19 protein-coding genes are annotated in these 25,181 nt (G+C 72.1%); 10 read left to right on the top strand and 9 right to left on the bottom strand.

Translation table 11 applies throughout. The annotated features are described in order from the left end of the window. Nucleotides 1–42 precede the first annotated feature (42 nt). From ACIBLA_RS11580 to ACIBLA_RS11550, 7 genes are all read right to left on the bottom strand, one after another. Complete coding sequence (locus tag ACIBLA_RS11580; RefSeq protein WP_363245869.1) at nucleotides 43–888, bottom strand: CoA ester lyase; 846 nt, start codon at nucleotides 886–888, stop codon at nucleotides 43–45. Next, on the bottom strand, nucleotides 885–2,096 hold the full coding sequence (locus tag ACIBLA_RS11575) for a CoA transferase (protein WP_363245868.1): 1,212 nt from the start codon (nucleotides 2,094–2,096) through the stop codon (nucleotides 885–887). The genes ACIBLA_RS11580 and ACIBLA_RS11575 overlap by 4 nt, the downstream gene beginning before the upstream one ends. Then, nucleotides 2,093–2,983: a ribokinase gene (gene rbsK / locus ACIBLA_RS11570; RefSeq protein ID WP_399198455.1), complete on the bottom strand. Its 891-nt coding sequence runs from the start codon at nucleotides 2,981–2,983 to the stop codon at nucleotides 2,093–2,095. The genes ACIBLA_RS11575 and rbsK overlap by 4 nt, the downstream gene beginning before the upstream one ends. Continuing rightward, nucleotides 2,980–4,482: an ADP-ribosylglycohydrolase family protein gene (locus tag ACIBLA_RS11565; protein ID WP_399198454.1), complete on the bottom strand. Its 1,503-nt coding sequence runs from the start codon at nucleotides 4,480–4,482 to the stop codon at nucleotides 2,980–2,982. Before ACIBLA_RS11565 ends, rbsK begins: the two co-directional genes overlap by 4 nt. Then, nucleotides 4,479–5,645 (bottom strand): ADP-ribosylglycohydrolase family protein, encoded by a 1,167-nt coding sequence (locus ACIBLA_RS11560; protein WP_399198452.1) that lies wholly within the window; start codon nucleotides 5,643–5,645, stop codon nucleotides 4,479–4,481. The genes ACIBLA_RS11565 and ACIBLA_RS11560 overlap by 4 nt, the downstream gene beginning before the upstream one ends. A gap of 48 nt (nucleotides 5,646–5,693) precedes the next feature. Beyond that, nucleotides 5,694–7,034: an ADP-ribosylglycohydrolase family protein gene (locus tag ACIBLA_RS11555; RefSeq protein WP_399198472.1), complete on the bottom strand. Its 1,341-nt coding sequence runs from the start codon at nucleotides 7,032–7,034 to the stop codon at nucleotides 5,694–5,696. Nucleotides 7,035–7,363: 329 nt separating this feature from the next. Then, nucleotides 7,364–8,422, bottom strand: coding sequence for an ADP-ribosylglycohydrolase family protein (locus ACIBLA_RS11550; RefSeq protein WP_363245863.1), 1,059 nt, complete (start codon nucleotides 8,420–8,422; stop codon nucleotides 7,364–7,366). 230 nt (nucleotides 8,423–8,652) lie between these two features. On the opposite strand from ACIBLA_RS11550, the gene ACIBLA_RS11545 reads away from it, so the two are divergent. From ACIBLA_RS11545 to ACIBLA_RS11510, 8 genes are all read left to right on the top strand, one after another. Then, complete coding sequence (locus ACIBLA_RS11545) at nucleotides 8,653–9,372, top strand: VIT1/CCC1 transporter family protein (RefSeq protein ID WP_399198471.1); 720 nt, start codon at nucleotides 8,653–8,655, stop codon at nucleotides 9,370–9,372. Between the two features lie 447 nt (nucleotides 9,373–9,819). Then, entirely contained in the window at nucleotides 9,820–14,424 is a 4,605-nt protein-coding gene (gene gltB / locus ACIBLA_RS11540) for a glutamate synthase large subunit (protein WP_363245861.1), read from the top strand. After that, complete coding sequence (locus tag ACIBLA_RS11535; protein WP_363245860.1) at nucleotides 14,417–15,877, top strand: glutamate synthase subunit beta; 1,461 nt, start codon at nucleotides 14,417–14,419, stop codon at nucleotides 15,875–15,877. The genes gltB and ACIBLA_RS11535 overlap by 8 nt, the downstream gene beginning before the upstream one ends. 185 nt (nucleotides 15,878–16,062) lie before the next feature. Next, nucleotides 16,063–16,809 (top strand): VWA domain-containing protein, encoded by a 747-nt coding sequence (locus ACIBLA_RS11530; RefSeq protein WP_363245859.1) that lies wholly within the window; start codon nucleotides 16,063–16,065, stop codon nucleotides 16,807–16,809. Nucleotides 16,810–17,065: 256 nt separating this feature from the next. Next, nucleotides 17,066–17,269, top strand: a complete 204-nt coding sequence (locus ACIBLA_RS11525; protein ID WP_003969786.1) for a cold-shock protein — start codon at nucleotides 17,066–17,068, stop codon at nucleotides 17,267–17,269. 93 nt (nucleotides 17,270–17,362) lie between these two features. Beyond that, complete coding sequence (locus tag ACIBLA_RS11520) at nucleotides 17,363–18,919, top strand: DEAD/DEAH box helicase (RefSeq protein WP_399198451.1); 1,557 nt, start codon at nucleotides 17,363–17,365, stop codon at nucleotides 18,917–18,919. Between the two features lie 201 nt (nucleotides 18,920–19,120). After that, nucleotides 19,121–19,510, top strand: coding sequence for a ribonuclease domain-containing protein (locus tag ACIBLA_RS11515; RefSeq protein WP_363246508.1), 390 nt, complete (start codon nucleotides 19,121–19,123; stop codon nucleotides 19,508–19,510). Between the two features lie 43 nt (nucleotides 19,511–19,553). Next, nucleotides 19,554–19,940, top strand: a complete 387-nt coding sequence (locus tag ACIBLA_RS11510) for a barstar family protein (protein ID WP_363246509.1) — start codon at nucleotides 19,554–19,556, stop codon at nucleotides 19,938–19,940. A 67-nt stretch (nucleotides 19,941–20,007) separates the two neighbouring features. On the opposite strand, the gene ACIBLA_RS11505 is transcribed toward ACIBLA_RS11510, so the two are convergent. Continuing rightward, nucleotides 20,008–21,537 (bottom strand): ankyrin repeat domain-containing protein, encoded by a 1,530-nt coding sequence (locus ACIBLA_RS11505; protein WP_363246510.1) that lies wholly within the window; start codon nucleotides 21,535–21,537, stop codon nucleotides 20,008–20,010. A gap of 95 nt (nucleotides 21,538–21,632) precedes the next feature. Beyond that, nucleotides 21,633–22,541: a hypothetical protein gene (locus tag ACIBLA_RS11500; RefSeq protein ID WP_363246511.1), complete on the bottom strand. Its 909-nt coding sequence runs from the start codon at nucleotides 22,539–22,541 to the stop codon at nucleotides 21,633–21,635. 381 nt (nucleotides 22,542–22,922) lie between these two features. On the opposite strand from ACIBLA_RS11500, the gene ACIBLA_RS11495 reads away from it, so the two are divergent. Together ACIBLA_RS11495 and ACIBLA_RS11490 are read left to right on the top strand one after the other, a co-directional pair. Next, nucleotides 22,923–23,705 (top strand): S1 family peptidase, encoded by a 783-nt coding sequence (locus ACIBLA_RS11495; RefSeq protein WP_399198450.1) that lies wholly within the window; start codon nucleotides 22,923–22,925, stop codon nucleotides 23,703–23,705. Nucleotides 23,706–24,178: 473 nt separating this feature from the next. Continuing rightward, on the top strand, nucleotides 24,179–24,943 hold the full coding sequence (locus tag ACIBLA_RS11490; protein WP_363246526.1) for a serine protease: 765 nt from the start codon (nucleotides 24,179–24,181) through the stop codon (nucleotides 24,941–24,943). Nucleotides 24,944–25,181 lie beyond the last annotated feature (238 nt).

Raw genomic sequence — 25,181 nt, 5'->3', positions numbered from 1 at the left:
CCGCCGGACCTCCTTCAGGGGGTCGGCGGCCCTTTCGCGTCCTCAGCCGCGCTCGGCCAGGATGAGCGTGCGGTGCGCCGCCGCCACGATCGCCGCGTCCACGAACCGCCCGTCCGGCAGCGCCAGCGCCCCCGCGCCCTTCGCCGCCGCCTCGACGATCTCGGTGGCCGACTCGACCTCCCGCGCCGTGGGCAGATACGCACGCTCGATCACCGGCAGCTGCCGCGGATGGATCGCCGACCTCCCGAAGAAGCCGAGCGAGCGGCCGTGCGCGCAGGAGGCCGCCAGCCCCTCCAGGTCGCGTACGTCGGGGAAGACCGACTGGACGGGCGCCGGCAGACCGGCGGCCCGCGCCGCCACCACGACGCGGCTACGCGGCCAGTCGAGCCCTGCGTCGTTCCGTACCCCCAGATCGGCACGGAGGTCGGCCTCACCGAGTGCGATACCGCGCACGGCGGGGTGGGCCGAGGCGATGGCGTGTGCGTTCTCGATGCCGAGCGCGGATTCGAGCAGCGCGTACAGCGGGGTGTGCGGGGCCGTGGCGGCGACCCGGTGGATGTCCGAGGCGTGGGTGATCTTCGGCAGTCGCAGCCCGGCCAGTCCGGGAAGTGCGGCCAGCGCGGGGATGTCGTCCTCGCCCGCGACGCGGACATGGACGGGCGCGAGGCCGGGGGAGGCCGACGCCAGCAGCTCGGCCGTCGCGGCGCGCGCGTACTCCCTGCGGTCGGCGGCCACCGCGTCCTCCAGGTCGACGATCACCGCGTCGGCGCCGGAGGCGAGCGCCTTCTGTACGACGTCGGGCCGGTCCCCGGGGGCGTACAGCCAGGTGAGCGGGGCGTGTACCGCCCCAGGACCCGGCCCGGTCACCGGCCCCGGTACGCCGGTCACAGCGCGCCTTCCTTACGGAGGGCGGCGATCTCCGGTGCGGACAGGCCCAGCTCCGTGAGGACCGCGTCCGTGTCGGCGCCGTGCGGTCGGCCCGCCCAGCGGATGGAGCCAGGGGTCTCGGAGAGCCGGAAGAGGACGTTCTGCATACGGATCGGGCCCAGCTCCGGGTCCGGGACCTCGGTGATGCTGTCCAGCGCCCGGTACTGCGGGTCGCCCAGCACGTCGCGGACGTCGTACACGGGCGCGATCGCGGCCTCCGCCTTCTCGAACGCGGCCATCGCGTCCTCGCGCGTATGCCGGGCGATCCAGCCGCCGACCGCCTCGTCCAGCACGTCGGCGTGCTCCGCCCGCCCGCTGCCGGTGCCGAACCACGGCTCGTCGACCAGATCCTCCCTGCCCACCAGACGCATCACGCGCTCGGCGATCGACTGGGCGGAGGTGGAGACGGCGAGCCAGGACCCGTCGGCGGTGCGGTAGGTGTTGCGGGGGGCGTTGTTACGGGAGCGGTTGCCGGTACGGGGCTGTACGTAGCCGAGCTGGTCGTACCAGAGCGGCTGCGGCCCCAGGACCGTCAGGATCGGCTCGATGATCGCCAGGTCCACCACCTGGCCCCGGCCCGTCGTCGCCCGTCCGTTGAGCGCGGTCATCACGGCGTACGCGGTGGCCAGCGCCGCGATCGAGTCGGCCAGACCGAACGGGGGCAGCGTCGGCGGCCCGTCGGGCTCACCGGTCATGGCGGCGAACCCGCTCATCGCCTCGGCGAGGGTGCCGAAGCCGGGGCGGCGGGAGTACGGGCCGAACTGCCCGAAGCCGGTGACGCGGGCCAGGACCAACCGGGGGTTGGCGGCCGAGAGTTCGGCCCACCCCAGGCCCCACTTCTCCAGTGTGCCGGGGCGGAAGTTCTCGACGATCACGTCCGCGTCGGCGGCCAGCCGCAGCAGGACGTCGCGGCCCGCCGGGGTACCGAGGTGGAGCGTGATGGTGCGCTTGTTGCGGCCCAGGATCTTCCACCAGAGGCCGACACCGTCCTTCGCGGGGCCGTGCCCGCGCGACGGGTCGGGGCGGGTGGGGTGCTCGACCTTGATGACCTCGGCGCCGAAGTCGCCCAGCATCGTGGCGGCGAGGGGCCCGGCGAAGAGGGTGGCGAGGTCGAGAACGCGCAGGCCGTGCAGCGGAAGGGGAGCGGGGGTGCGGGCAGCGGTGGTCATGAGGCGGCCTCGTCGATCTCGGAGCGGTACGGCATGGAGGTCGAGGCACCGTGGCGCTGCACGCACAGCGCGGCGGCGGCCGACGCCCACCGCGTCGCCTCGGCCATCGGACGGCCCTCGCCGATCGCCACGGCGAGGGCGCCGACGAACGTGTCGCCGGCGCCCGTCGTGTCCACGGCCGTGACCTTGGGCGCCGGGACGGTGACGGGCAGGGAGCCGCGTGCCGCGTACAGACTGCCCGCCGCGCCCAGGGTGATCACGACCTCGGGGACCTGCCGGAGCAGCACCTCGGCCGCGGCGTACGGGTCGGCGACGCCCGCGAGGGCGGCGGCCTCGTGCTCGTTGGGCACCAACAGGTCGGTGGCGGCGAGGAGTTCGGGTGGCAGCGGCTGGACGGGGGCCGGGGTGAGGATCGTCCGCACCCCGTGCAGCTTGGCGGCCCGCGCACCGTCGAGCACGGCGCTCAGGGGGAGTTCGAGCTGGAGGAGCAGGGAGGTGGCGGTGCCGATGAGGGTCTCCTCGCCGGGGCCGAGGGCGGTGAGGGTGCCGTTCGCGCCGGGGACGACGACGATCGCGTTGCCGCCCTCGTCGTCCACGACGATGTGCGCGGTTCCGGAGGGGCCTTCGGCGGTGTGCAGGAGGTCGGTGTCCACGCCGGACGCGGTGAGCGTGTGCCGGAGCCGTACGCCGAACTCGTCGGCGCCGACCGCGCCGATCATCGCCACGTCGCCACCGGCGCGGGCGGCGGCGACGGCCTGGTTGGCGCCCTTGCCGCCGGGGACCGTGCGGAATTCACGCCCCGTCACGGTCTCCCCGTGCTTCGGCGCCCGCGCGACGTACGCGACGAGGTCCATGTTGGTGCTGCCGAGTACCACGATTCCGGTCATGGGCGAAGTGCCTCCTGGGTGAGTCGGGCGAGTTCGTCGAAACCGATGCCGTCGAATCCGACGACGGAGGTGGCGAGCCGGTTCTTGAGCGGCGCCGTCCACCGCTCGGGCAGCCGGTCCGGGTGCCCGGCGAGCAGACCGGCGACGGAACCGGCCGTCGCGCCGTTCGAGTCCGTGTCCCAACCGCCGGACACGGCACGGCAGATGGAGCCGGTGAAGTCGCCGTCGGCGTGGGTCAGGGCGGCGGCGAGGAGCGCGGCGTTGGGGATGGCGTGGACCCAGTGGTAGTGACCGTGGGCGGTGTGCAGCCGGTCGACGACGGTGTCGAAGTCCTGGTGCGCGCGGGCGGTCGCGATCGCGTCGCGGACGGCTGCGGCGAGGCGGGAGCGCGGGGGTACGACGGTGAGGCCGCTCCGGAGGGAGACGTGCACGTCGGCGCCGCCGCCGGCCGCGGCGATCGTGCCCGCGACGAACATCGCTCCGTACACGCCGTTGGCGGTGTGCGTCAGCGCCGCGTCCCGGTGCGCCTGCGCGGCGGCCGACGCGGGGTCGCCGGGATGCGCCCAGCCGTGCACGTCGGCGCGGATCGCCGCGCCGATCCACTCCCGGAACGGGTTGTGGTGCCGGGCGGTGTCCGGCGGCTCGATCCCGGAGAGCAGATTGCGGTACGCGACGCGCTCGGCGGTGAACGTACGCCCGGCGGGCAACTCGTCGAGCCACAGCCGGGCGACGTCGGCGGTGCGGAAGCCGCGGCCGTAGCGCCGGAGCAACAGCACATTGAGGAGCGGGTAGTTGAGGTCGTCGTCCTCGGGCATGCCGTCGATGTTCTCGGCGAGCGAGTTGGCGGCGGAGCGGCGGTTCCAGGGGTGGGCGGCGGCGAGTTCCGAGGGGAGGCCCCTGGCGGTGAACCAGGTGGTGAGGGGCCAGTTGCCGGTGGCGCGGGCGAGTGCGCGGATGGCGGGGAGGGGGAGCTTCTCGACGGGCTTCCCGAGGAGGCACCCGACGGCGCGGCCGAGCCAGGCGGCGTGCAGCTGGTGGGTGCGGAGGCGGGCGTGCTTCTCCCCTGTCCCGCCCCTTCCCGAAACCGGGGGCCGGCCCCCGGACCCCCTGGCGGCCGTCGCATCCGTGACGCCGCGTGGCGCGCTTGGCGGCGCGGTGGTGGATGGTGCGTGAACGTCGGTTCCATCCGCTTCCGGGGCCGGACCCGGAAGCGCGTCCCCGCACGCTCGTACGATCTCCGGCAGTGCCGTCGGCTCCAGAGCCGCCAACGGGGTTGGCAGTTCCGCCAGTTCGGCCAGCAGCGTCAGCGCCAGCGCGCGCAGGTGCGGGGGTGCCGGTGGGGTGGACGCGCCCGCGTGGGGCGGGGCCGCCGGGCCGCCCGCCGCCTGCCAGGTGGTGGCCGGGGGCGTCGCGTCGCGGCCGTCCTCGGTCGCCTGGCGGAGTTCGTGGCCCACCAGGTCCTCCGGCTGGACCCAGGTCACCCGCAACGGCTCCGTCATCGCGCCACCGTCAGCGCGCCGAAGGCGGACTCGTGGGCGCGGCGGCGTGCCAGGTCCCGCTCGAAGATCTCGTACGCGACCTCCGTCAGCGTCCGCCCCGGACCGTGCAGGTCCAGGCGGCTCGCCTCCGAGACGTGCTTCGACCAGTCCGGCGGGATCGTCGCCCCGCCGGCCAGCGCCCCGGCCAGCGCCCCGCTCATCGTGGCGATCGAGTCGCAGTCGCGGCCGTAGTTGACCGAACCCAGCACCGTACGGCGGTAGTCGCCGTCGCCGACGAGCAACATGCCCAGCGCCACGGGCAGTTCCTCGATGGAGTGCAGCCGCGAGGGCCGGCGCGCGCCGAGGGACGGGGCGCGGTAGTCCCGGCCCACGGTGTCGAACGGCGCGACGGCCTCCCGCAGTGGGCGCAGCGCGGGCTCGAAGTCCTGGTGGCCGGCGGCCACTTCGCACACCGCCTCGATCGCCGTGCGCGTCCCGTCCTTGGCGAGCGCGAGGCACGCGTCGACGACGCTCGTCGGCGTCGCACCCGGCGCGCATGCCGCCGCGACCGCCGCCGCGAGGACCCCGGCGGCCTCCCTGCCGTACGAGGACTGGTGCGCGGCGGCGATGTCGACGGCCTCCGCGTACGCCGCGGCCGGATTCGCCGCGTTGACGAGGCCGACCGGCGCCATGTACATCGCCGCACCGCAGTTGACGATGTTCCCGGTCCCCGCCTCGCGCGGGTCGACGTGCCCGTAGTGGATACGGGCCACGAGCCACTTCTCCGCGAGGAAGATCCGCTGGAGCGGCAGCGCCTCCGCCTCCAGCTCGGGGATCCAGCGCGGGGTGGAGATCAGGTCGGGGACGAGATGGTCGGCGACGGCGTACGCGTCGAGATGGTCGCGCACCGTGTTGTACACCCGGACCAGCGCGTGCGTCATCAAGGTGTCGTCGGTGACGTGGCCGTCGCCCTTGTGGTACGGGGCGATGGGCCGTGCCGTGCGCCAGTCCTCGTTCCAGGGGCCGACGACGCCGGACACCCGGCCGCCGTGCCGGTCCATGATCTGCTCGGGGGTGTAGCCCTCGACGGGGCCGCCGAGCGCGTCACCGACGGCCGCGCCGACGAGACTGCCGGTGATCCGGTCTTCGAGTGTGGGCGTGGCGGATGGTGTGAGCGTCGTCATGCCGGAATTGTCCACCGAGGCGCACCGCCTGGGGGTGAACCTCGCCGTCTACGGGGAGTTGTGGTCCGCCGGGGCGAGGGTGCGCGCGAGGAGACCGGCGAGTTCGACGAGGTCCGTACCCGCGAGGCGGGGCAGCGCGCACCCGGCGAGGGTGCGGCAGGCGTCGCGCCAGGTCGGGGGCACGGCCTCGCCGCCGCCGAGCGCCCCGGCCAGCGCGCCGGCGAGCGCGGGCGCGGAGTCCGCGACGCGCGAGAGGCACGCGGCGGCGGGTACGGCGGTGGAGACGCTCCCGCCGGAGGCGACGGTCAGGGCGAGCGCGACCGGCACGGTCTCGGCAGCCGCGATGCCGTAGCTGTAGACGTGGTCGACGATCTGATGCTCCAGCAGCGGGACGAGCGCGAACGCGCCGGCCGGCTCGTGCGCGAAGTCCCGTGCCAGCTTGACCGCGTGCTGCGCGTTGCGGCCGATCTCCGTGCTGTCCGGGAGCTGTTCGAGCGCGGCGGATACGGCTGACTCGGTGTCGGCGCCGCCGAGCGCGGCGGCGACGGCGGCGGCCATCGCGCGGGCGCCGTGCACGCCGTCGCCGTCCTGCGTGTAGCGGGCGTCGAACTCGGCGAGTTCGGCGGCGGCGTGCGGCCGTCCCGGATGGACGACCGCCAGCACCACGGCCCGTACGCAGGCCGCGTCGTCGAAGTAGTGCGGGTTGTCGTGGCCGGTCGCCGGCGGGCGCAGACCGGTGGCGAGATTGCCGAGCCCTGCGCGTACGGAGATCCGGGCGCGGAGCGGCAGTACGGCGGACTCGACCTCGGGTGCCCGGTCCGCCGCGGCGGCGACCTCGCTGGCGAGGGTGTTCCAGGCGAGGTCGACGGCGGCGCGGGTCCTGCGGTCGGTGGGAAGGCCGACGAAGAGATCACCGAAGGCGGTGAGCACGGTCTCGGCGGCGAACGCCGCCCACTCGGCGTCGTCGGACGGACCGAGGCGCAGCGGTTCCGGGGGCTGGTTGAGGGCGATGGGGACGGGGAGGGTGGTGGTCGCGTTCTGCTCGGCGAAGGTGTCGAGTTCGCGGGTGAGCCGGCGGGTCCACTCGGGCATCCGCGCGGCACGGTGCCGCGCGGCGGGCCACCCGGCGGCATCACCGGCGGCGAGCCCGAGAAGCATCCCCTCGACGCGCCGCCGCGACGGCGGAGTCGCCCCGGCGAGATGCTCGCACCGGGGCGGGTCGCCACCTGTCTGCCGCCGCCCGGCGGCTCCGTGCCCGACGGCCGATTCCGCCTCGGCCGCAGGCCGGGTTGCGAGCCGTCCGCGGCTCGGTCCGTCCGTCGCCGCTGGGTGGGCAGGGTTCTGTCCGGCGGGCGGTTGGTCGTCGGTCGTCGGGTGGTGGGCGGGGATTCGTCCGGTTGTGGCTCTGTCTGCCGCCGGCGGTCGGGCTGTGAGCCGCCCGAAGGCTGGTCCGTCCGTACTCCTCGGACGTGCTGAGATCTTGTCGGCGGTGGGTTCGTCGTCGATTGTCCGCGGGGCGGAGAGCCTTCCGTCGGCCGGTGCGTCCCTGGTCGCCGGCAGGGGTGGTACGTGCTCGGCAGCCGTATCGTCGCCGCTCGTCAGGCGGGCCGGGTTCCGGCGGGCCGTGGCTTCGCCTTCCCTCGCCGGGCGGGCCGGAAGCCCTCCGTGAGGCGGTTCGTCCGGACCCCCTGGCCGGGCCCGGTCTCCGCCCCCGCTCATCACGCCGCCCCCTGCCCGTCCTCGTCCGGTGTCAGCAGGTCCGCGATGTCCAGGACGTGGTAGCCGCGCATCGAGGGGAGGCAGCTGCCGCGGACCGGGCCGATCGCTGAGGACCATTCCTGCGGTACGGCTCCGGCTCCGGACACCGCGCCCGCCAGGGCGCCCGCGACCGCCGCCGTGGTGTCGGCGTCGCGGCCCATGTTGACCGCCGTCAGCACCGACGTACGGAAGTCCCCGCGGGCCGCCGCGAACGCGCCGAACGCCAGGCCCACCGCCTCCGGCGCCAGGTCCGTCCACGGGTAGCCGCCGATGACGACCGCCGATCGCACCGCCCGTTCCATGGTCAGCGTGTCCGGGTACTCGCGTCCCGCCGCGACCACCGCGCGGCGTAGCGAGCGGGCCGTCCAGGAGTCCATCGGGATCACGGAGAGCGCCGCTGCGACCACGGAGGCCGGGCCCGCGCCCGTCATCGCGGCGGCGACACCGGCCGCCACCGCCTGGCCGCCGTAGATGCCCTCGCCCTCGTGGCTGACGGTGCCGTCGACCGCGACGAGGCGGGCCGCCTCGGCCGGGCGGCCCGCGGCGAAGACGCCGAACGGCGCGGCCCGCATCGCGAGGCCGTCGCTCCAGGCGTGCCGGTGCTGGGCGGTGATCGGGGCGGCGAGGCCCCGGCGCAGATTCTCCAGCGTGCCGCGCTCGCTGAACCCCGCTCCCCGGAACGGCCCCTCGTCGAGGTCGGCCAGCCAGTGGTGCCAGGCGTTCTCGACGTGCGTGACGGTCAGGGCCGAGCCGTGTCTGGCCAGGAGGAGGCCGGAGAAGATCGCGTACTCGGTGTCGTCGGTGCCTGCCGGGTTGTCGCTGACGAAGCCCTCGATACGGCCCCACCGGCGGCGGATCTCCGAGGGGCGCATGTTCTCGGCGGGGGCGCCGAGCGCGTCGCCGACGGCGAGGCCGAGCAGCGCGCCGCGTGCCCGCTCACGCAGAGCGGCGACCTCCGAAAGATCCGAGAGATCCGCAAGATCCGAAAGAGCGGCGGGACCGAGGGTCGTCAACTCCATCGCGGGGCCTTTCGCACATCGGGCCCAGAGAGGCCCCTCTTCCTCCCATGCCTCCCACGCCACACCCCGGAGGAGTCCGAACGGCGCCGCTGTCACCCGGCTGGTGCCCTGGTAAGCATGGCTTTCCTTGCTGGCGGGCGCCGAATTTCGTGCGTACTTTCGAACCCGTGGCGGGGTGTCCCGCCGAGCATGACCCGCAGGGAACAGGGAAGGGGACAGCTGTGTCCGTCATGGACAACGAGGCGTCGCTCCACGGAGCGCACCGCAGCAATCACACGCACCGCGATGTGAACGGCGGCTGGCTGCGTCCCGCGGTGTTCGGCGCGATGGACGGACTCGTCTCGAACCTCGCCCTGATGACCGGTGTGGCGGGCGGCGCCGTCGACCGGCAGACCATCATCATCACCGGGCTCGCGGGGCTGGCGGCCGGCGCCTTCTCGATGGCGGCGGGGGAGTACACCTCCGTGGCGTCCCAGCGCGAGCTGGTCCAGGCCGAGCTGGACGTGGAACGGCGGGAGCTGCGCAAGTTCCCCGAGGACGAGATGGCGGAGCTGGCCGCGCTGTACGAGTCGCGCGGTGTCGACCGCGACCTGGCGCGCCAGGTCGCCGAGCAGCTGTCGAAGGACCCCGAGCTGGCGCTGGAGATCCACGCGCGCGAGGAGCTGGGGGTCGACCCGGACGACCTGCCGTCGCCGATGGTCGCCGCGGTGTCGTCGTTCGGCTCCTTCGCGCTGGGCGCGCTGCTGCCCGTCCTGCCGTATCTGTTGGGCGCCACCGTGCTGTGGCCCGCCGTCCTGGTGGCGCTGGCGGGTCTCTTCGCCTGCGGCGCGCTGGTGGCGCGGGTGACCGCGCGCACCTGGTGGTACAGCGGCCTGCGCCAGTTGCTCCTCGGTGGGACGGCGGCGGCGCTCACGTACGGGCTCGGGTCGCTGTTCGGCGCGGCCGTCTAGTCCCGTACGACGCGTACGACGCGTACGGGCTACCGGGCGCCCGACATATTGCGCGGTCGGGGCCTTACCGTCACTGTGGTGACGAACATCCCTCGACCACCCCTCGGCGGTTGCCCCACCCCGGTGGGACACTATGCATGGCGTCACATATTTAGCCGTTACCCGGTTGTTTCGAACGCTTGAACTCCGGGCATGAGCCGTAGGCGCTGCGGGCAAAGAAGCCCGCTCCGCCGTGGTCCGGTGTCCGGCGTTCCGTTCGCCTCTGATCACCTCTGGCCTACCTTCGCCGCCACGTCGGCGCCCACGCACGGCGTCCACATGTTGGAATCAGCTTTCCGCTTCCTGAGCGGCCGACCCATCATGTAACCTGCACGAAATTTTGCCCTGGGCCAACGTCGTCCCTCGGTATCGCATATCGCAAATGCCACGACGACGACGGGAGAGCCGATGCGTTTCGACGCCTGGTCGCCCATGGATGGCCGCCCCGCTGCGCAGGGCATGTATGACCCCCGTAACGAGCACGACGCGTGTGGCGTCGGGTTCGTGGCCACCCTGACCGGTGTGCCCGGCCACGAGATGGTCGAGCAGGCGCTGACCGTACTGCGCAATCTCGAACACCGCGGCGCCACCGGCTCCGAGCCCGACTCGGGTGACGGCGCCGGCATACTGCTGCAGATCCCGGACGCCTTCCTGCGTGAGGTCACCGACTTCGCGCTGCCCGAGGCCGGTTCGTACGCCGTCGGAATCGCCTTCCTGCCTGCCGAGAACCCGAACGAGGCCGTCTCACGGATCGAGACGATCGCCGCCGAGGAAGGCATCGACGTCCTCGGCTGGCGCGACGTCCCCGTCGCCCCGCAGATGCTCGGCGCCATCGCCCGCGCCACGATGCCCGTCTTCCGCCAGCTCTTCGTCGCGGCAAACGGCACCACCGGCGGCGTCGGCACCACTGGCGGCACCGGCACCACCGGTATCGCCCTCGACCGCAAGACGTTCGTCCTGCGCAAGCGCGCCGAGCGCGAGGCCGGGATCTACTTCCCCTCGCTCTCCGCCCGGACGATCGTCTACAAGGGCATGCTGACCACCGGCCAGCTGGAGCCTTTCTTTCCCGACCTCTCCGACCGCCGCTTCGCGACCGCCGTCGCCGTGGTCCACTCGCGCTTCTCCACGAACACCTTCCCGAGCTGGCCGCTCGCCCACCCGTACCGCTTCGTCGCGCACAACGGCGAGATCAACACGGTCAAGGGAAACCGCAACTGGATGAAGGCCCGCGAGTCCCAGCTGGCCTCCGACGTGTTCGGTGACGACCCCCGCACGCTGGAGCGGACCTTCCCGGTCTGCACCCCCGACGCCTCCGACTCGGCGTCCTTCGACGAGGTCCTGGAACTGCTCCACCTCGGCGGCCGGTCGCTGCCGCACTCCGTGCTGATGATGGTCCCCGAGGCGTGGGAGAACCACGACTCCATGGACCCCGCCCGGCGGGCCTTCTACCAGTACCACGCCACGATGATGGAGCCCTGGGACGGCCCCGCCTGCGTCACCTTCACCGACGGCGTCCAGGTCGGCGCGGTCCTGGACCGCAACGGACTGCGCCCCGGCCGCTACTGGGTTACCGACGACGGCCTCGTCGTCCTCTCCTCCGAGGTCGGCGTCCTCGACATCGACCCCGCGAAGGTCGTCCGCAAGGGCCGCCTCCAGCCCGGCCGGATGTTCCTCGTCGACACGGCCGAGCACCGCATCATCGAGGACGACGAGATCAAGGCGACGCTCGCCGCCGAGAAGCCGTACGAGGAGTGGCTGGAAGCCGGCGAGATCGAGCTGGAAGACCTCCCCGAGCGCGAGCACATCGTGCACACGCACGCCTCCGTCACCCGCCGCCAGCAGACCTTCGGCTACACCGAGGAGGAGCTGCGGATCATCCTCGCGCCGATGGCCCGTACCGGCGGCGAACCGCTCGGCTCCATGGGCACCGACAGCCCCATCGCGGCGCTCTCCGCCCGCCCCCGGCTGCTGTTCGACTACTTCACCCAGCTGTTCGCGCAGGTCACCAACCCGCCGCTGGACGCCATCCGCGAGGAACTGGTCACCTCGCTGCGCTCCACCCTCGGCCCCGCGGGCAACCTCCTGATGCCGACCGCCGCCGCCTGCCGCAGCGTCACCCTCCCCTTCCCGGTGATCGACAACGACGAGCTGGCCAAGCTCATACACGTCAACGCCGACGGCGACATGCCGGGCATGACCACCGCCACCCTCTCCGGCCTCTACCGGGTCGGCGGCGGCGGTGAGGCCCTGGCCGCCCGTATCGAGGAGATCCGCGCCGAGACCGACGCCGCGATCGAGGGCGGCGCGCGGATCATCGTGCTCTCCGACCGGCACTCCGACGCGGAGCACGCGCCCATCCCGTCCCTGCTGCTCACCGCGGCCGTGCACCACCACCTCATCCGCACCAAGCAGCGCACCCAGGTGGGGCTGCTGGTCGAGGCCGGTGACGTACGCGAGGTGCACCACGTCGCGCTGCTCATCGGCTACGGCGCCGCGGCCGTCAACCCGTACCTCGCGATGGAGTCCGTCGAGGACCTCGTCCGCGCGGGCACCTTCATCGAGGGCCTGGAGCCCGAGCACGCCATCCGCAACCTGATCCACGCGCTCGGCAAGGGCGTCCTGAAGGTCATGTCCAAGATGGGCATCTCCACCGTCGCCTCCTACCGAGGCGCGCAGGTCTTCGAGGCCGTCGGTCTCGACGAGGCCTTCGTGGAGAAGTACTTCAGCGGTACGGCGACCAAGATCGGCGGCGCCGGGCTCGACATCGTCGCCCAGGAGGTCGCCGCCCGCCACGCCAAGGGCTACCCGGCCTCCGGCATCTCCGCCTCGCACCGCGCGCTGGACATCGGCGGCGAGTACCAGTGGCGCCGCGAGGGCGAGCCGCACCTCTTCGACCCCGACACCGTCTTCCGTCTCCAGCACGCCACCCGCAACCGCCGCTTCGACATCTTCAAGCAGTACACGGACCGGGTGAACGAGCAGTCCGAGCGCCTGATGACGCTGCGCGGACTCTTCACCTTCGACTCCGGCCGCGAGCCGGTCGCCCTCGACGAGGTCGAGCCCGCCTCCGAGATCGTCAAGCGCTTCTCCACCGGCGCCATGTCGTACGGCTCCATCTCCAAGGAGGCGCACGAGACCCTTGCCATCGCGATGAACCAGCTCGGTGGCAAGTCCAACACCGGCGAGGGCGGCGAGGACGCGGACCGGCTGTACGACCCGACCCGCCGCTCCTCCATCAAGCAGGTCGCCTCCGGCCGCTTCGGCGTCACCAGCGAATACCTCGTCAACGCCGACGACATCCAGATCAAGATGGCCCAGGGCGCCAAGCCCGGCGAGGGCGGCCAGCTGCCCGGCCACAAGGTCTACCCCTGGGTCGCCAAGACCCGGCACTCCACCCCCGGTGTCGGCCTCATCTCGCCGCCGCCGCACCACGACATCTACTCCATCGAAGACCTCGCCCAGCTGATCCACGACCTCAAGAACGCCAACCCGGCCGCCCGCATCCATGTGAAGCTGGTCTCCGAGGTCGGCGTCGGTACGGTCGCGGCCGGTGTCTCCAAGGCCCACGCCGATGTGGTCCTGATCTCCGGACACGACGGCGGTACGGGCGCCTCCCCGCTGACCTCGCTCAAGCACGCGGGCGGCCCCTGGGAGCTGGGCCTCGCCGAGACCCAGCAGACCCTGCTGCTCAACGGGCTGCGCGACCGCATCGTCGTGCAGACCGACGGCCAGCTCAAGACCGGCCGCGACGTCGTCGTCGCCGCGCTGCTGGGCGCCGAGGAGTTCGGCTTCGCCACCGCGCCGCTCGTCGTCTCCGGCTGCGTCATGATGCGCGTCTGCCACCTCGACACCTGCCCGGTCGGCATCGCCACCCAGAACCCGGTGCTGCGCGAGCGCTTCTCCGGCAAGGCCGAATACGTCGTCAACTTCTTCCAGTTCATCGCCGAGGAGGTCCGCGAGATCCTGGCCGAGCTGGGCTTCCGTACGCTCGAAGAGGCCGTCGGCCACGCCGAGTTCCTGAACACCGAGCGGGCGGTCGACCACTGGAAGGCCCAGGGCCTGGACCTGGAGCCGCTGTTCCACGTACCGATCCTCGGGGCCGGCGCCGTACGCCACCGGACCGTCGAGCAGGACCACGGCCTGGCCAAGGCGCTCGACAACCAGCTGATCAAGCTCGCCGCCGACGCGCTCGGTGCCGAGAGCGCCGAGGCCGCCCAGCCGGTCCGCGCGCAGCTCGCGATCCGCAACATCAACCGCACCGTCGGTACGATGCTCGGCCACGAGGTGACCAAGAGGTTCGGCGGCGCGGGCCTTCCCGACGACACCGTCGACATCACCTTCACCGGTTCGGCGGGCCAGTCCTTCGGTGCCTTCCTGCCCAGGGGCATCACGCTGCGCCTGGAGGGCGACGCCAACGACTACGTCGGCAAGGGCCTGTCCGGCGGCCGGATCGTCGTCCGCCCCGACCGGGGCGCCGACCACCTCGCCGAGTACTCGACCATCGCGGGCAACACCATCGCGTACGGCGCCACCGGCGGTGAGCTGCTGCTGCGCGGGCGCACCGGCGAGCGCTTCTGCGTCCGCAACTCCGGTGCCACGGTGGTCTCCGAGGGCGTCGGCGACCACGGCTGCGAGTACATGACCGGCGGCCACGCCGTCGTCCTCGGCGAGACGGGACGCAACTTCGCGGCCGGCATGTCCGGCGGTATCGCGTACGTCATCGACCTCGACCCGGACAACGTCAACGCCGGCAACCTCGGCGCCGTGGAGACCGACCTCTCCGCCACCGACAAGGAGTGGCTGCACGACGTCGTGCGCCGACACCACGAGGAGACCGGCTCCACCGTCGCCGAGAAACTGCTGACCGACTGGGACATCTCCGTGGCCCGCTTCAGCAAGATCATTCCTTCCACGTACAAGGCAGTGCTCGCCGCCAAGGACGCCGCTGAGCTCGCCGGTCTCTCCGAGCAGGAGACCACCGAGAAGATGATGGAGGCGGCGACCAATGGCTGACCCCAAGGGCTTTCTGACCACCGGGCGTGAAGTCGCCGAGTCCCGCCCCGTGGAGGAGCGCAAGAAGGACTGGAACGAGGTCTACGTTCCGGGCTCGCTGCTCCCGATCATCAGCAAGCAGGCCGGGCGCTGCATGGACTGCGGCATCCCCTTCTGTCACAACGGCTGCCCGCTCGGCAATCTCATCCCCGAGTGGAACGACTACGCGTACCGCGAGGACTGGACGGCGGCGAGCGAGCGCCTGCACGCCACCAACAACTTCCCGGAGTTCACGGGCCGGCTCTGCCCCGCGCCCTGCGAGTCCGCGTGCGTGCTGGCCATCAACCAGCCCGCCGTCACCATCAAGAACGTCGAGGTCTCCATCATCGACAAGGCGTGGGACAACGGCGACGTCGTGCCGCGCCCCCCGGAGCGGCTGTCCGGCAAGACCGTCGCCGTCATCGGCTCGGGCCCGGCGGGCCTCGCCGCGGCCCAGCAGCTCACCCGCGCAGGACACACGGTCGCCGTGTACGAGCGCGCCGACCGCATCGGCGGGCTGCTGCGCTACGGAATCCCCGAGTTCAAGATGGAGAAGTCCCACATCAACCGCCGTATCGAGCAGATGCGCGCGGAGGGCACCAAGTTCCGTACGGAGACGGAGATCGGCCGCGACGTCGACGCGGCGAAGCTGCGCAGGCGCTACGACGCCGTGGTCATCGCGGCCGGCGCCACCGTCTCGCGCGACCTGCCCGTGCCCGGCCGCGAGCTGAACGGCATCCACTTCGCCATGGAGTACCTGCCGCTGGCCAACAAGGTGCAGGAGGGCGACCTGACGGTCTCCCCGATCACCGCCGAGGGCAAGCACGTCGTGGTCATCGGCGGCGGCGACACCGGCGCGGACTGCGTCGGTACGGCGCACCGCCAGGGCGCGGCGTCCGTCACCCAGCTGGAGATCATGCCCCGGCCGGGCGAGGACCGGGCCCCGAACCAGCCGTGGCCGACCTTCCCGATGCTCTACAAGGTGACCTCCGCGCACGAGGAGGGCGGCGAGCGGATCTACTCCGTCTCCACCACCCACTTCGAGGGCGACGAGGACGGCAACGTGCGGTCGCTGCACCTCACCGAGGTCGAGTTCACCGACGGCCGCCCGGTGCCGAAGCCGGGCACCGAGCGCACCATCCCCGCCCAGCTGGTCACCCTCGCGATGGGATTCACCGGCACCGACCAGGAGAACGGCCTGGTCGAGCAGTTCGGCCTGGAACTGGACGCGCGCGGCAACATCGCACGGGACGCCGACTACGCGACCAATGTCGACGGCGTGTACGTTGCCGGGGACGCGGGCCGCGGCCAGTCCCTGATCGTGTGGGCCATCGCCGAGGGCCGTTCGGCGGCGCGCGGCGTCGACCGCTATCTGACCGGAGCGAGCGATCTGCACGCTCCGATCCGCCCGACGGACCGCTCGCTCACGGTCTGACGGCACGAGATACGTCCCGTACAACGGCGTACGGGCGGTGACGGCCCGGGGATGCCCCGGACCCTCCGCAGGACACGGCGCCCGCCAGTCCCCGACCGGACGACGGCGGGCGCCGTGGCATGTGGGCGCGGCGCTGTGTAGCCTCGACGACCCCCCCCCGCCCCGTCGAGCGAACGGCAACGCCCATGACCACAGCGCCCTTCGCGGCAGGCCCGGCGATCAGCCTCCGCAAGGTCGAGGAGACCGCGCCCGCGCTCGTCGAGCACTACCGGGCGGCCGGCATATCACTGCGCAAGCACGGGATGAGCGGTCAGCGCGCCGCCGTATATCTGGTCCTGGACTACTCGGGATCGATGCGCGAGTACTACCGGGACGGCAGCGTCCAGGCCTTCGCCGACCGGGTGCTCGGCCTCTCGGCGAATCTGGACGACGACGGTGTCGTCCCCGTCGTGTTCTTCTCCACGGACGTCGACGCCGAGACGGACATCACGCTCGCGGACCATCGCGGCCGTATCGACCGGATCGTGGCCGGGCTCGGGCACATGGGCAAGACCAGCTACCACCTCGCGATGGACGCGGTGATCGACCACTATCTGGACAGCGGGTCCACCGCGCCGGCGCTGGTGGTCTTCCAGACCGACGGCGGGCCGATCAGCAAACTCGCCGCCGAGCGCTATCTCTGCAAGGCGGCGGAGCTTCCGCTGTTCTGGCAGTTCGTCGGCTTCGGCAACAAGCGCAGCTCGCAGTTCAACTTCCTTCAAAAACTTGATGAGTTGGCCGTCCCGCAGAAGCGGTGCGTCGACAACGCGGGCTTCTTCCACGCCGGTCTCGACCCGCGCGACGTGCCGGACGAGGTGCTGTACGACCGGCTCGTCGCGGAATTCCCGCAGTGGCTCGGCGCGGCCCGCGCACGCGGCATCGTGTCCGGTTGACCCGTCCTGACCAGCCACGACACCGTCCGGGCGGCGTCCGTCCTGCACCGTGCGTGTCGGATCCGCGTAAGTCTCGGGGGCGTGCTAGGCTGACTGCGTTGCAGTTTTGGTACCCATGAACATTATGTGCGCCTGACGGGAATGTTCCTCAGGCGCATTTTATTGTTTTCGCCGGCTTCTCCGGATGGGGCTCAATGCGGCGACGAGGAATCCGTGAAGTGCGGATTCGTCTCTGCACCTGTTTTAGGAGAATGACATGGCTACTGGAACCGTGAAGTGGTTCAACTCGGAAAAGGGCTTCGGCTTCATCGAGCAGGACGGCGGCGGCGCCGACGTCTTCGCCCACTACTCGAACATCGCCACCTCGGGCTTCCGTGAGCTCCAGGAGGGCCAGAAGGTCTCGTTCGACGTCACGCAGGGCCAGAAGGGCCCGCAGGCGGAGAACATCGTCCCGGCCTGATTTCCGGACGCGTACCTCGCAGCCGGGGCCCGCACCTGCACGGTGCGGGCCCCGGCTTGTGCTGTCCCCAGGCTTAGGGAAGGCTTTACCGAAATGACTCGCTCCGAACGCCCGTCCCGCGCACCCCGCCCGGCCGGCAGGCGCCCGGTCAACTCCCGTGCCAAGAGCCCCGCGAAGGGCTCGGCGAAGGCGCCGGTGCGCCGCGCCGCGCGCCCGCAGGAGTTCACGCTGCCGGAAACCATCACCCCCGCGCTGCCCGCCGTTGAGGCGTTCGACGAGCTCGACATGCCCGCGGGACTGCTCAAGACCCTCACCTCGCTGGGGGTGACCGAGCCCTTCCCGATCCAGGGCGCCACCCTTCCGAACTCACTCGCGGGCCGGGACATCCTCGGCCGGGGCCGCACCGGATCCGGCAAGACCCTCGCCTTCGGTCTCGCGCTGCTCGCCCGCCTCGCCGGGCGTCGCGCCGAACCGCGCGCGCCGTACGCGATGGTGCTGGTGCCCACGCGCGAGCTGGCCCAGCAGGTCACCGACGCCCTCACCCCGTACGCCACCGCCGTGAACCTGCGCCTGGCGACCGTCGTCGGCGGTCTGTCGATCAGCAAGCAGGCCGGGCAGCTGCGCCGTGGAGCCGAAGTGCTCGTGGCGACGCCCGGACGGCTCAAGGACCTCATCGAGCGCGGCGACTGCCGGCTGGACCAGGTCACCATCACCGTCCTCGACGAGGCCGACCAGATGGCAGACATGGGCTTCATGCCGCAGGTCACCGCGCTGCTCAAGCAGGTGCGGCCGGACGGACAGCGGATGCTGTTCTCCGCGACGCTGGACAAGAACATCGACCGGCTCGTACGGCAGTATCTGACCGATCCCGTCGTCCACTCCGTCGACCCCTCGCAGGGCGCGGTCACGACGATGGAGCACCACGTCCTCTACGTCATGGACGACACCGACAAGAAGGCCGTCACGATGCGCATCGCGGCCCGCGAGGGCCGGGTGCTGCTGTTCCTGGACACCAAGCGGGCGGTGGACCGGCTGGTCAAGCGGCTGCTGGCGAGCGGTGTACGGGCCTCCGGCCTGCACGGCGGACGGTCGCAGCCGCAGCGCAACCGCACGCTGGACCAGTTCAAGACCGGGCTGGTGACGGTGCTCGTCGCGACGAACGTCGCGGCCCGCGGTATCCACGTGGACGACCTCGACCTGGTGGTGAACGTCGATCCGCCCGTCGACCACAAGGACTATCTGCACCGTGGCGGACGCACCGCGCGGGCCGGTGAGTCCGGCAGTGTCGTGACGCTCGTCCTGCCCGAGCAGAAGCGGGACATGACGCGGCTGATGTCGGACGCCGGCATCGCCCCCCGGACCACCAGCGTCAAGTCGACCGACGAGGAACTGGCGCGGCTGACCGGTGCGCGCGAGCCCTCCGGGGTCGCGATCACCATCGAGGTACCCCAGCAGGCCACCGTGCGGAAGCCGCAGAAGGCGCGCGCGTCGCGTCCGGCGCGGCGGGGCGGCGGCGCCGGTTCGGGTGACGGCGGGGCCCGGCTGGGCGGGGCCGGCGGTTCCGGGCGCGGCAGCAGGGGCAGCCGCGGCGGACGTCGCGGCCGGCCGCCGGAGCGCGGCGCCGAGGGCGGTCGCCGCACCGCCGCGTAGCCGGCTCACGCAGTCGTAGGCGTCGGGGGGGGGGGGGGGGGGGGGGGGGGGGGGGGCCCCGCCGCCCCCCCCCCCACGACCCACTGGCGACAAACCGGCAACAACGGGCGGATGTCGTGCCCGTGCCACGCGGTTAACTTCCCGAAAACTCCACCGACTTGGCATTGACGTGCACACGTCTACGCGCGTCATCATGAAGACATGCGAATCCCCCCACGAATCGCCCTCATCGGCGGCGCAGCCGCCCTCCTGTCCACCCTCCTCGTCGGCGGCACGGTCGCGACCACGGCCACGGCCGCCCCGCTCGCGGTCGGCGACATCTGCTACTCCGACCTCCCGTCCCAGGCGCACGACACCCTTGACCTGATCGACGCGGGCGGGCCCTACCCGTACCCGCAGGACGGCGGGGTCTTCCAGAACCGCGAGGGCCTCCTTCCTCAGGAGTCCCTCGGCTACTACCACGAGTACACCGTCGAGACGCCGGGCTCGCCCGACCGCGGCGCCCGCCGCATCGTGACCGGCGACGAGGAGCAGGACTACTACACCGCCGACCACTACGCGTCCTTCGACCTCGTCGACCACGGCTGCTGATCACGCACCTCCGGTACGACAACGGACAGGTAGCCTCCGCCCCATGACTGTGACCTATGTGATCCACGGGGCGGAGGTCACCGGCCTGGACCAGTTCTGGCAGGTGATCGGCGAGGCCGTGAACGGCCCGGACGGCTACTTCGGCCGCAACCTCGACGCGTTCGCCGACTGCCTCAGCGGCGGCTACGGAACGCCGGACGACCGGGACTTCGTCATCGAGTGGCGCGACCACGAACTCTCCCGCCGCGCGCTCGGCCACGAGGAGACTGCGCGCCGGCTCCGGCTCCGGCTCGCACGCGTTCCCGAGGCCAACAGAGCGCTGGTACGAGGGCAGTTGGCCGACGCGGAAGCCGGCCGTGGCCCTACCGTCTTCGACTGGCTCACGGAGATCATCGAGGACCGCGCACCGGGCGCACTGCGGCTGCGCTGATTCCGCGCGCCCTCGACGCGCCCTCGGCGCACGGGCGCCGTCCCCGGCCGTACGTGCCCCGCGCCCGTCAACGACCGCGCGGCAGCAGGCCCTGAAGCCTGCGCCGCACCGCGGCGTCCGGCAGCCGGCGCACCCCGTCGGCCGCCGTCTCGCGCGCGTCACCGGTCACCGACCCGTCGGCGAGCATCCTGGCCAGGGCGTCCACCGCGCGCGGATCCCGGCGCACCGCCAGCCCCCGCGCCGCCTCGGCCGCCGTGACCGCCACCGGGTCCGTCAGCCGCGCCGCCAGCGCCTCGCGGATCGTGGGCGTGTCCGCGTCGACCCCCGCCAGGGCCGTCGTCGCCCGCTCCCGCACCTCGTTGTCGATGTCCGTCCCGAGCGCCGTCAGCGCCGCGACCCCCTCCTCGTGGTCGCCCGGCACCAGCCCCGCCAGCGCCACGGCCACCCGGCGGCGTATCCCGGCGTCCGGATGCCCCGTGTGCCGCAGGATCTCCGGCAGGGCGTCCCCGTCGCCCTGTTCCCCGAGCGCCGTCACACACGCGCCGATCAGCTCAGGCGTCTCCGCGCCCGCGCACAACTCCCGCAGCGGCGCCAGCGCGCGGGCCGCGAACGGCCTGCTCCCATCAGCCGCGCCCAGCCGCGCGAGTACGTCGGCGGCGAAGGCCCGACGCGGCGGATCGTCACTCGCACACCAGGCGAGCGCCGCCTCGAACGACTCCTCGTCGCCGCGCCGCCACAGCGCCGCCACCTGCTCCCGCCAGCCGTCCCGGTCGGGTACCCCGCACCGCAGCGCCCGCCCCGCCAACTCCTCGAACGGCGCCCGGACGCCCAAGGACTCCTCCAGGAGCGTGACGATCGCCCCGTGCCCGGTCTGCCGCTCCAGGCTCGCGACCGGCACGCCGTCCTTCAGCGTCTCCACGACGATCGTCACCCCGCCGTCCTCGTCGATCCGGCGCACCACCGTCTCGTCACCCGCGCCCGCCATCGGCAGCAACTCGGCGTGCAACTCGTGCTCCACCGCCTCGGGGGCGGTCCACCGCCGCGCCTCGGCCAGCGCCTCCTCCCGCGCGACCGCGCCGAACCGCAGCAGGGCCCGAACGGTCGACGGCGAACCGCGCCGGGCGGCCGTCACCAGGGGCGGCTCGCCGTCCGGCGCTCCGCCGCCGGGCCCCGAGAGGTCGGGGTCCGCGCCGTGCGCCAGCAGCGCCTCCACCGTCTCCGTGTGGCCCTGCCCGACGGCCCAGGCCAGCGCCGTGAAGCCGTACGCCTCCCGCCGGTCGGGGCGCGCGCCCGCCGCCAGCAGCGCCAGGACCGCCTCCGTATGACCGCCGCACGCCGCCCCGCACAGCGGCAGGTCACCGGCGTCGGGTCCGCTCGCGCGCTCGGGGTCGGCGCCCGCCGCCAGCAGCAGCCGGACCGCGCCGGGTTCGTCGCTCACCGCGGCGGCGTACAGCGCGCTCTGGCCGTCCTCATCGGTCGCCTCGGCGGGGACACCGGAACGGAGCAGAGTGACGACAGCGTCGTTCCGGCCCCCGTACACGGCCGAGAACAGCTCGTCCGGCGTGCCGTCGGCGCCCGCTGTCCGCTCGTTCGTCATGGGTCGACCATCGCTCGGGAAGGTCATCCTCACCAAATCAACACATCGGTGACCATCCGTCACATACGGTGAAGTCCCCTGCGGGGAGGGGCAGTTCAGGTGTCGCAGTCGAGCACGGTGTGACAGAGCTGGCACCGCGCCCGCACCCGGCCCCGGACCGGCACGCGGATGCGCTGATGGCAGGTGGGGCAGGGGAACGACACCCGCAGCCCGTCGGCGAGCGTCTCGAAGGCGTACGGGCGCCCCGCGTCCCCCGACTCGCCGGGGTGGTCGAGCGCGTAACGCCGGTCCTTGGCATACCGGTGCCGGCCCGACCAGCCCGCCGTGGTCAGCGGCGGCTGCTGCTCGTCCCGTACGGCCTGGGCCTTGCCTTTCGTGTACGCGGTGTAGCCCTGCGGGCTGGTGAACCAGATGCCGGGGTCCTCGTTGAACACCATGGCGCGCTTGGCCAGCACATAGCCGAACTCCTCCGGCGTCAGATAGCCGAGCTTCTGGCTGGAGTCCCGGTCCTCCCGGAACGCGTCGAGCAGCAGCCAGCCCGCGCCCAGATACGTCGTCACGGTGTCGGTCAGGATCTCGTTGTCGCGGGTACCGGGGAAGCTCAGCCCGAGCCGGTGCAGCAGGACATGGGTGATCTCGTGCGCGAGGGCGGCGCCGATGTCCCTGCGATGCGTCCGGAACCGGTCGTTGAGTTCGATGAAGTACTCCGGCCCCGCCGTCAGCTCGACGCTCGCCGCGTGTTCCATCTCGTGGAAGCTGACGATCACCCGGGCGTCCGGCAGATGCAGCTGCTGGACCAGCGCGCGGGCCACCCGCTGCACCCCGAGATGGAGGTCGTCGTGATCGGCGAAGGCGACGTCGGCGGGCGCGACGCTGGAGTCGTACCGCAGGATGCCGTCGCCCGGCATCCGCCGGTACAGCGCCGTGATGGCGGCCCGCACGGTGTCGAGATGCGGGTAGCCGTGTACGACCTGGCTGCCGTTCGTCGCGCCTCTGTCCGTCACGCCACTACCCCTTCGTAGGACGGTCGACCGCTGTCAACTGTACGGGGGCCGGCTCCGCACGGGCGCGGTCGGCGGGGGTGTGGCAGGGCACGTCGCGGACCGCCCGGCGTGCTCCCGTACACCAATCGCCGGACGCGGGGCGAGGCTCGACCGTTCGGTTGGCCGAAACCTACATCTTGTGCCACGGCTGATTTCTTCCGCATAATCCGGATCACGCTGTGGCGGGCGGACACGGGCAGGCTTCGTTTCATTGGTCGTTCGGTCGGCTTCGCCATGCGTACGGCACCCCCACGTGCTGAGCGTCATGTGTCACAGCTTCACGCACGACAGCCCCACGCAAGACCAGCACATGCACTGTTTCCCCCCACGAAAGGCAGTCAGTTGAGCTTTTTGCGTGCCATCAAAAGATGTGCCGTCGTCGGCGCGGTCGTCCTCGCCGGTGTGAGCCTCCAGCCCACCACCGCGTCGGCCGCCCCCACCCCGGACCCGCGGGTCGTCGGCGGCACCCCCGCCGCGCAGGGTGAATTCCCCTTCATGGTCCGGCTCTCCATGGGCTGCGGCGGCGCGCTCTACGAGCAGGACATCGTCCTGACGGCCGCCCACTGCGTGGACGGCTCCGGCCCCAACACCGGCATCACCGCCACGGCGGGTGTCGTGGACCTGGAGAGCCCGGACGCGATCGAGGTCAACTCCACCGAGGTCCTCCAGGCTCCCGGCTACAACGGCACGGGCAAGGACTGGGCGCTGATCAAGCTCGCCCAGCCGATCGACCTGCCCACGCTCGACATAGCCACCGACGACTCGTTCAACAACGGCGAGTTCACCGTCGCCGGCTGGGGCGCGGCCACCGAGGGCGGTGCCCAGGAGCGGTACATGCTCAAGGCGAACGTGCCGTTCGTCTCCGACGCGGACTGCGAGGGCGCGTACGGCAGCAGCCTCGTCCCGTCCGAGGAGATCTGCGCCGGCTTCATCGACGAGGGCGGGGTCGACACCTGCCAGGGCGACTCCGGCGGCCCGATGTTCCGTGACAACGGAGCGGGCGGCTGGGTCCAGGTCGGCGTCGTCAGCTGGGGCCAGGGCTGCGCGCAGCCCGGCTTCCCGGGCGTCTACACCGAGGTGTCCACCTTCGCCGCCGACATCCAGTCGGCAGCGGCAGGGCTCTGACGAAGAGTCCGCCGGTGCCCGGCGCGGCGACGCGCGGCGCGCCGGGCGCGTGAGATGACACGGAGGGGTGGGTTCCGGACCGTTTGGTCCGGGGCCCGCCCCTCTTTTCCGTGCCTGGTTCCGTACCGGTTTTCTGTGCGGGGTTTCCGTGCCGGGGGTCGCACGACTTACGCCCGTGTGGGCGCCATGTCCGAGGACGCTCGCGCGGCGACGGGGGGTATGGGGGTGTTCCGGTGTTCGGTAACCGGACGGCGACCGGAGGCCGACCGTTCGGTTGGCTGAGATTCGTATCTTGTGGGGCCGCTCCTGCCCTCCGGATAATCCGGATCGCGTTCCTGTCGGGCTCATGCCAACGTCGCGCAACGCGCGTCGACTCGTGTGCCCTACAGGAACAAATCCCTCAAGCCCCCACGAAAGGCAGACCGTTGAGCATTCAGGGTGTCCTCAAGAGATGCATCGCGGCCGGCGCTGTCATGCTCGCCGCCATCAGCCTCCAGACCGCTACCGCCTCCGCCGCGCCCGTGTCGGACGCGCCCAAGACTCAGGCCGCGGCCCCCCTCGCCCCGCCCGTCGTCGGCGGCACCCGTGCCGCCCAGGGCGAGTTCCCCTTCATGGTCCGCCTCTCGATGGGCTGTGGTGGCTCGCTGTACTCGTCCACCGTCGTCCTGACCGCGGCCCACTGTGTGAGCGGATCGGGCAACAACACCAGCATCACCGCCACCGCGGGCGTCGTCGACCTCCAGAGCACCAGCGCCATCAAGGTCCGGTCCACCAAGGTCCTCCAGGCCCCCGGCTACAACGGCACGGGCAAGGACTGGGCGCTGATCAAGCTCGCCCAGCCCATCAACCTGCCGACGCTGAAGATCGCCACCACCACGGCGTACAACAACGGCAACTTCACCGTCGCCGGCTGGGGTGCGGCCACCGAGGGCGGCGCCCAGCAGCGCTACCTCCTCAAGGCCACCGTCCCGTTCGTCTCCGACGCCACCTGCAACGCGAACTACGGCGGCCAGATCATCGCCAGCGAAGAGATCTGCGCGGGATACGCCGCGGGCGGCGTGGACACCTGCCAGGGTGACTCCGGCGGCCCGATGTTCCGCAAGGACAGCGCGGGTGCCTTCATCCAGGTCGGCATCGTGAGCTGGGGCAACGGCTGCGCCCGGCCCAACTACCCCGGTGTCTACACCGAGGTCTCCACCTTCGCCTCCGCCATCGCGTCGGCCGCTGCCACACTCTGAACGTGAACGTGTGACCCACTAGGGGACGTCCCCTGGGGCGGGACAGGTCACGGACACGCCGTCGGCGCGTTGGTCCAAGACCTGTCCCGCCCCTGTCCATGGGCGCACCCGCTCCTCGCGACGCAGACCGACGTGCACGGAACACCGTGGACGAGGAGGAGCGACGCGTACGCCGACGCAAGCGACCGAGGCTCCCGCCGCAAATCCGTCGTGTCGTACACGGATCGACCAGAGCGGC

Origin of the sequence: Streptomyces sp. NPDC050433 (genome assembly GCF_044458565.1) — a bacterium.
Taxonomy (GTDB): domain Bacteria; phylum Actinomycetota; class Actinomycetes; order Streptomycetales; family Streptomycetaceae; genus Streptomyces.
Note: the sequence above shows the minus strand (reverse complement) of the source record. Positions and strands in the feature narration are given on the sequence as shown.

What these genes read in the sequence shown, in the direction of transcription:
- ACIBLA_RS11575 (WP_363245868.1), bottom strand. Translation starts at nt 2,096, where the DNA reads ATGACCACCGCTGCCCGCACCCCCGCTCCCCTTCCGCTGCACGGCCTG.
- rbsK (WP_399198455.1), bottom strand. Translation starts at nt 2,983, where the DNA reads ATGACCGGAATCGTGGTACTCGGCAGCACCAACATGGACCTCGTCGCG.
- ACIBLA_RS11565 (WP_399198454.1), bottom strand. Translation starts at nt 4,482, where the DNA reads ATGACGGAGCCGTTGCGGGTGACCTGGGTCCAGCCGGAGGACCTGGTG.
- ACIBLA_RS11560 (WP_399198452.1), bottom strand. Translation starts at nt 5,645, where the DNA reads ATGACGACGCTCACACCATCCGCCACGCCCACACTCGAAGACCGGATC.
- ACIBLA_RS11550 (WP_363245863.1), bottom strand. Translation starts at nt 8,422, where the DNA reads ATGGAGTTGACGACCCTCGGTCCCGCCGCTCTTTCGGATCTTGCGGAT.
- ACIBLA_RS11545 (WP_399198471.1), top strand. Translation starts at nt 8,653, where the DNA reads ATGGACAACGAGGCGTCGCTCCACGGAGCGCACCGCAGCAATCACACG.
- gltB (WP_363245861.1), top strand. Translation starts at nt 9,820, where the DNA reads ATGCGTTTCGACGCCTGGTCGCCCATGGATGGCCGCCCCGCTGCGCAG.
- ACIBLA_RS11535 (WP_363245860.1), top strand. Translation starts at nt 14,417, where the DNA reads ATGGCTGACCCCAAGGGCTTTCTGACCACCGGGCGTGAAGTCGCCGAG.
- ACIBLA_RS11530 (WP_363245859.1), top strand. Translation starts at nt 16,063, where the DNA reads ATGACCACAGCGCCCTTCGCGGCAGGCCCGGCGATCAGCCTCCGCAAG.
- ACIBLA_RS11525 (WP_003969786.1), top strand. Translation starts at nt 17,066, where the DNA reads ATGGCTACTGGAACCGTGAAGTGGTTCAACTCGGAAAAGGGCTTCGGC.
- ACIBLA_RS11520 (WP_399198451.1), top strand. Translation starts at nt 17,363, where the DNA reads ATGACTCGCTCCGAACGCCCGTCCCGCGCACCCCGCCCGGCCGGCAGG.
- ACIBLA_RS11515 (WP_363246508.1), top strand. Translation starts at nt 19,121, where the DNA reads ATGCGAATCCCCCCACGAATCGCCCTCATCGGCGGCGCAGCCGCCCTC.
- ACIBLA_RS11510 (WP_363246509.1), top strand. Translation starts at nt 19,554, where the DNA reads ATGACTGTGACCTATGTGATCCACGGGGCGGAGGTCACCGGCCTGGAC.
- ACIBLA_RS11505 (WP_363246510.1), bottom strand. Translation starts at nt 21,537, where the DNA reads ATGACGAACGAGCGGACAGCGGGCGCCGACGGCACGCCGGACGAGCTG.
- ACIBLA_RS11490 (WP_363246526.1), top strand. Translation starts at nt 24,179, where the DNA reads ATGCTCGCCGCCATCAGCCTCCAGACCGCTACCGCCTCCGCCGCGCCC.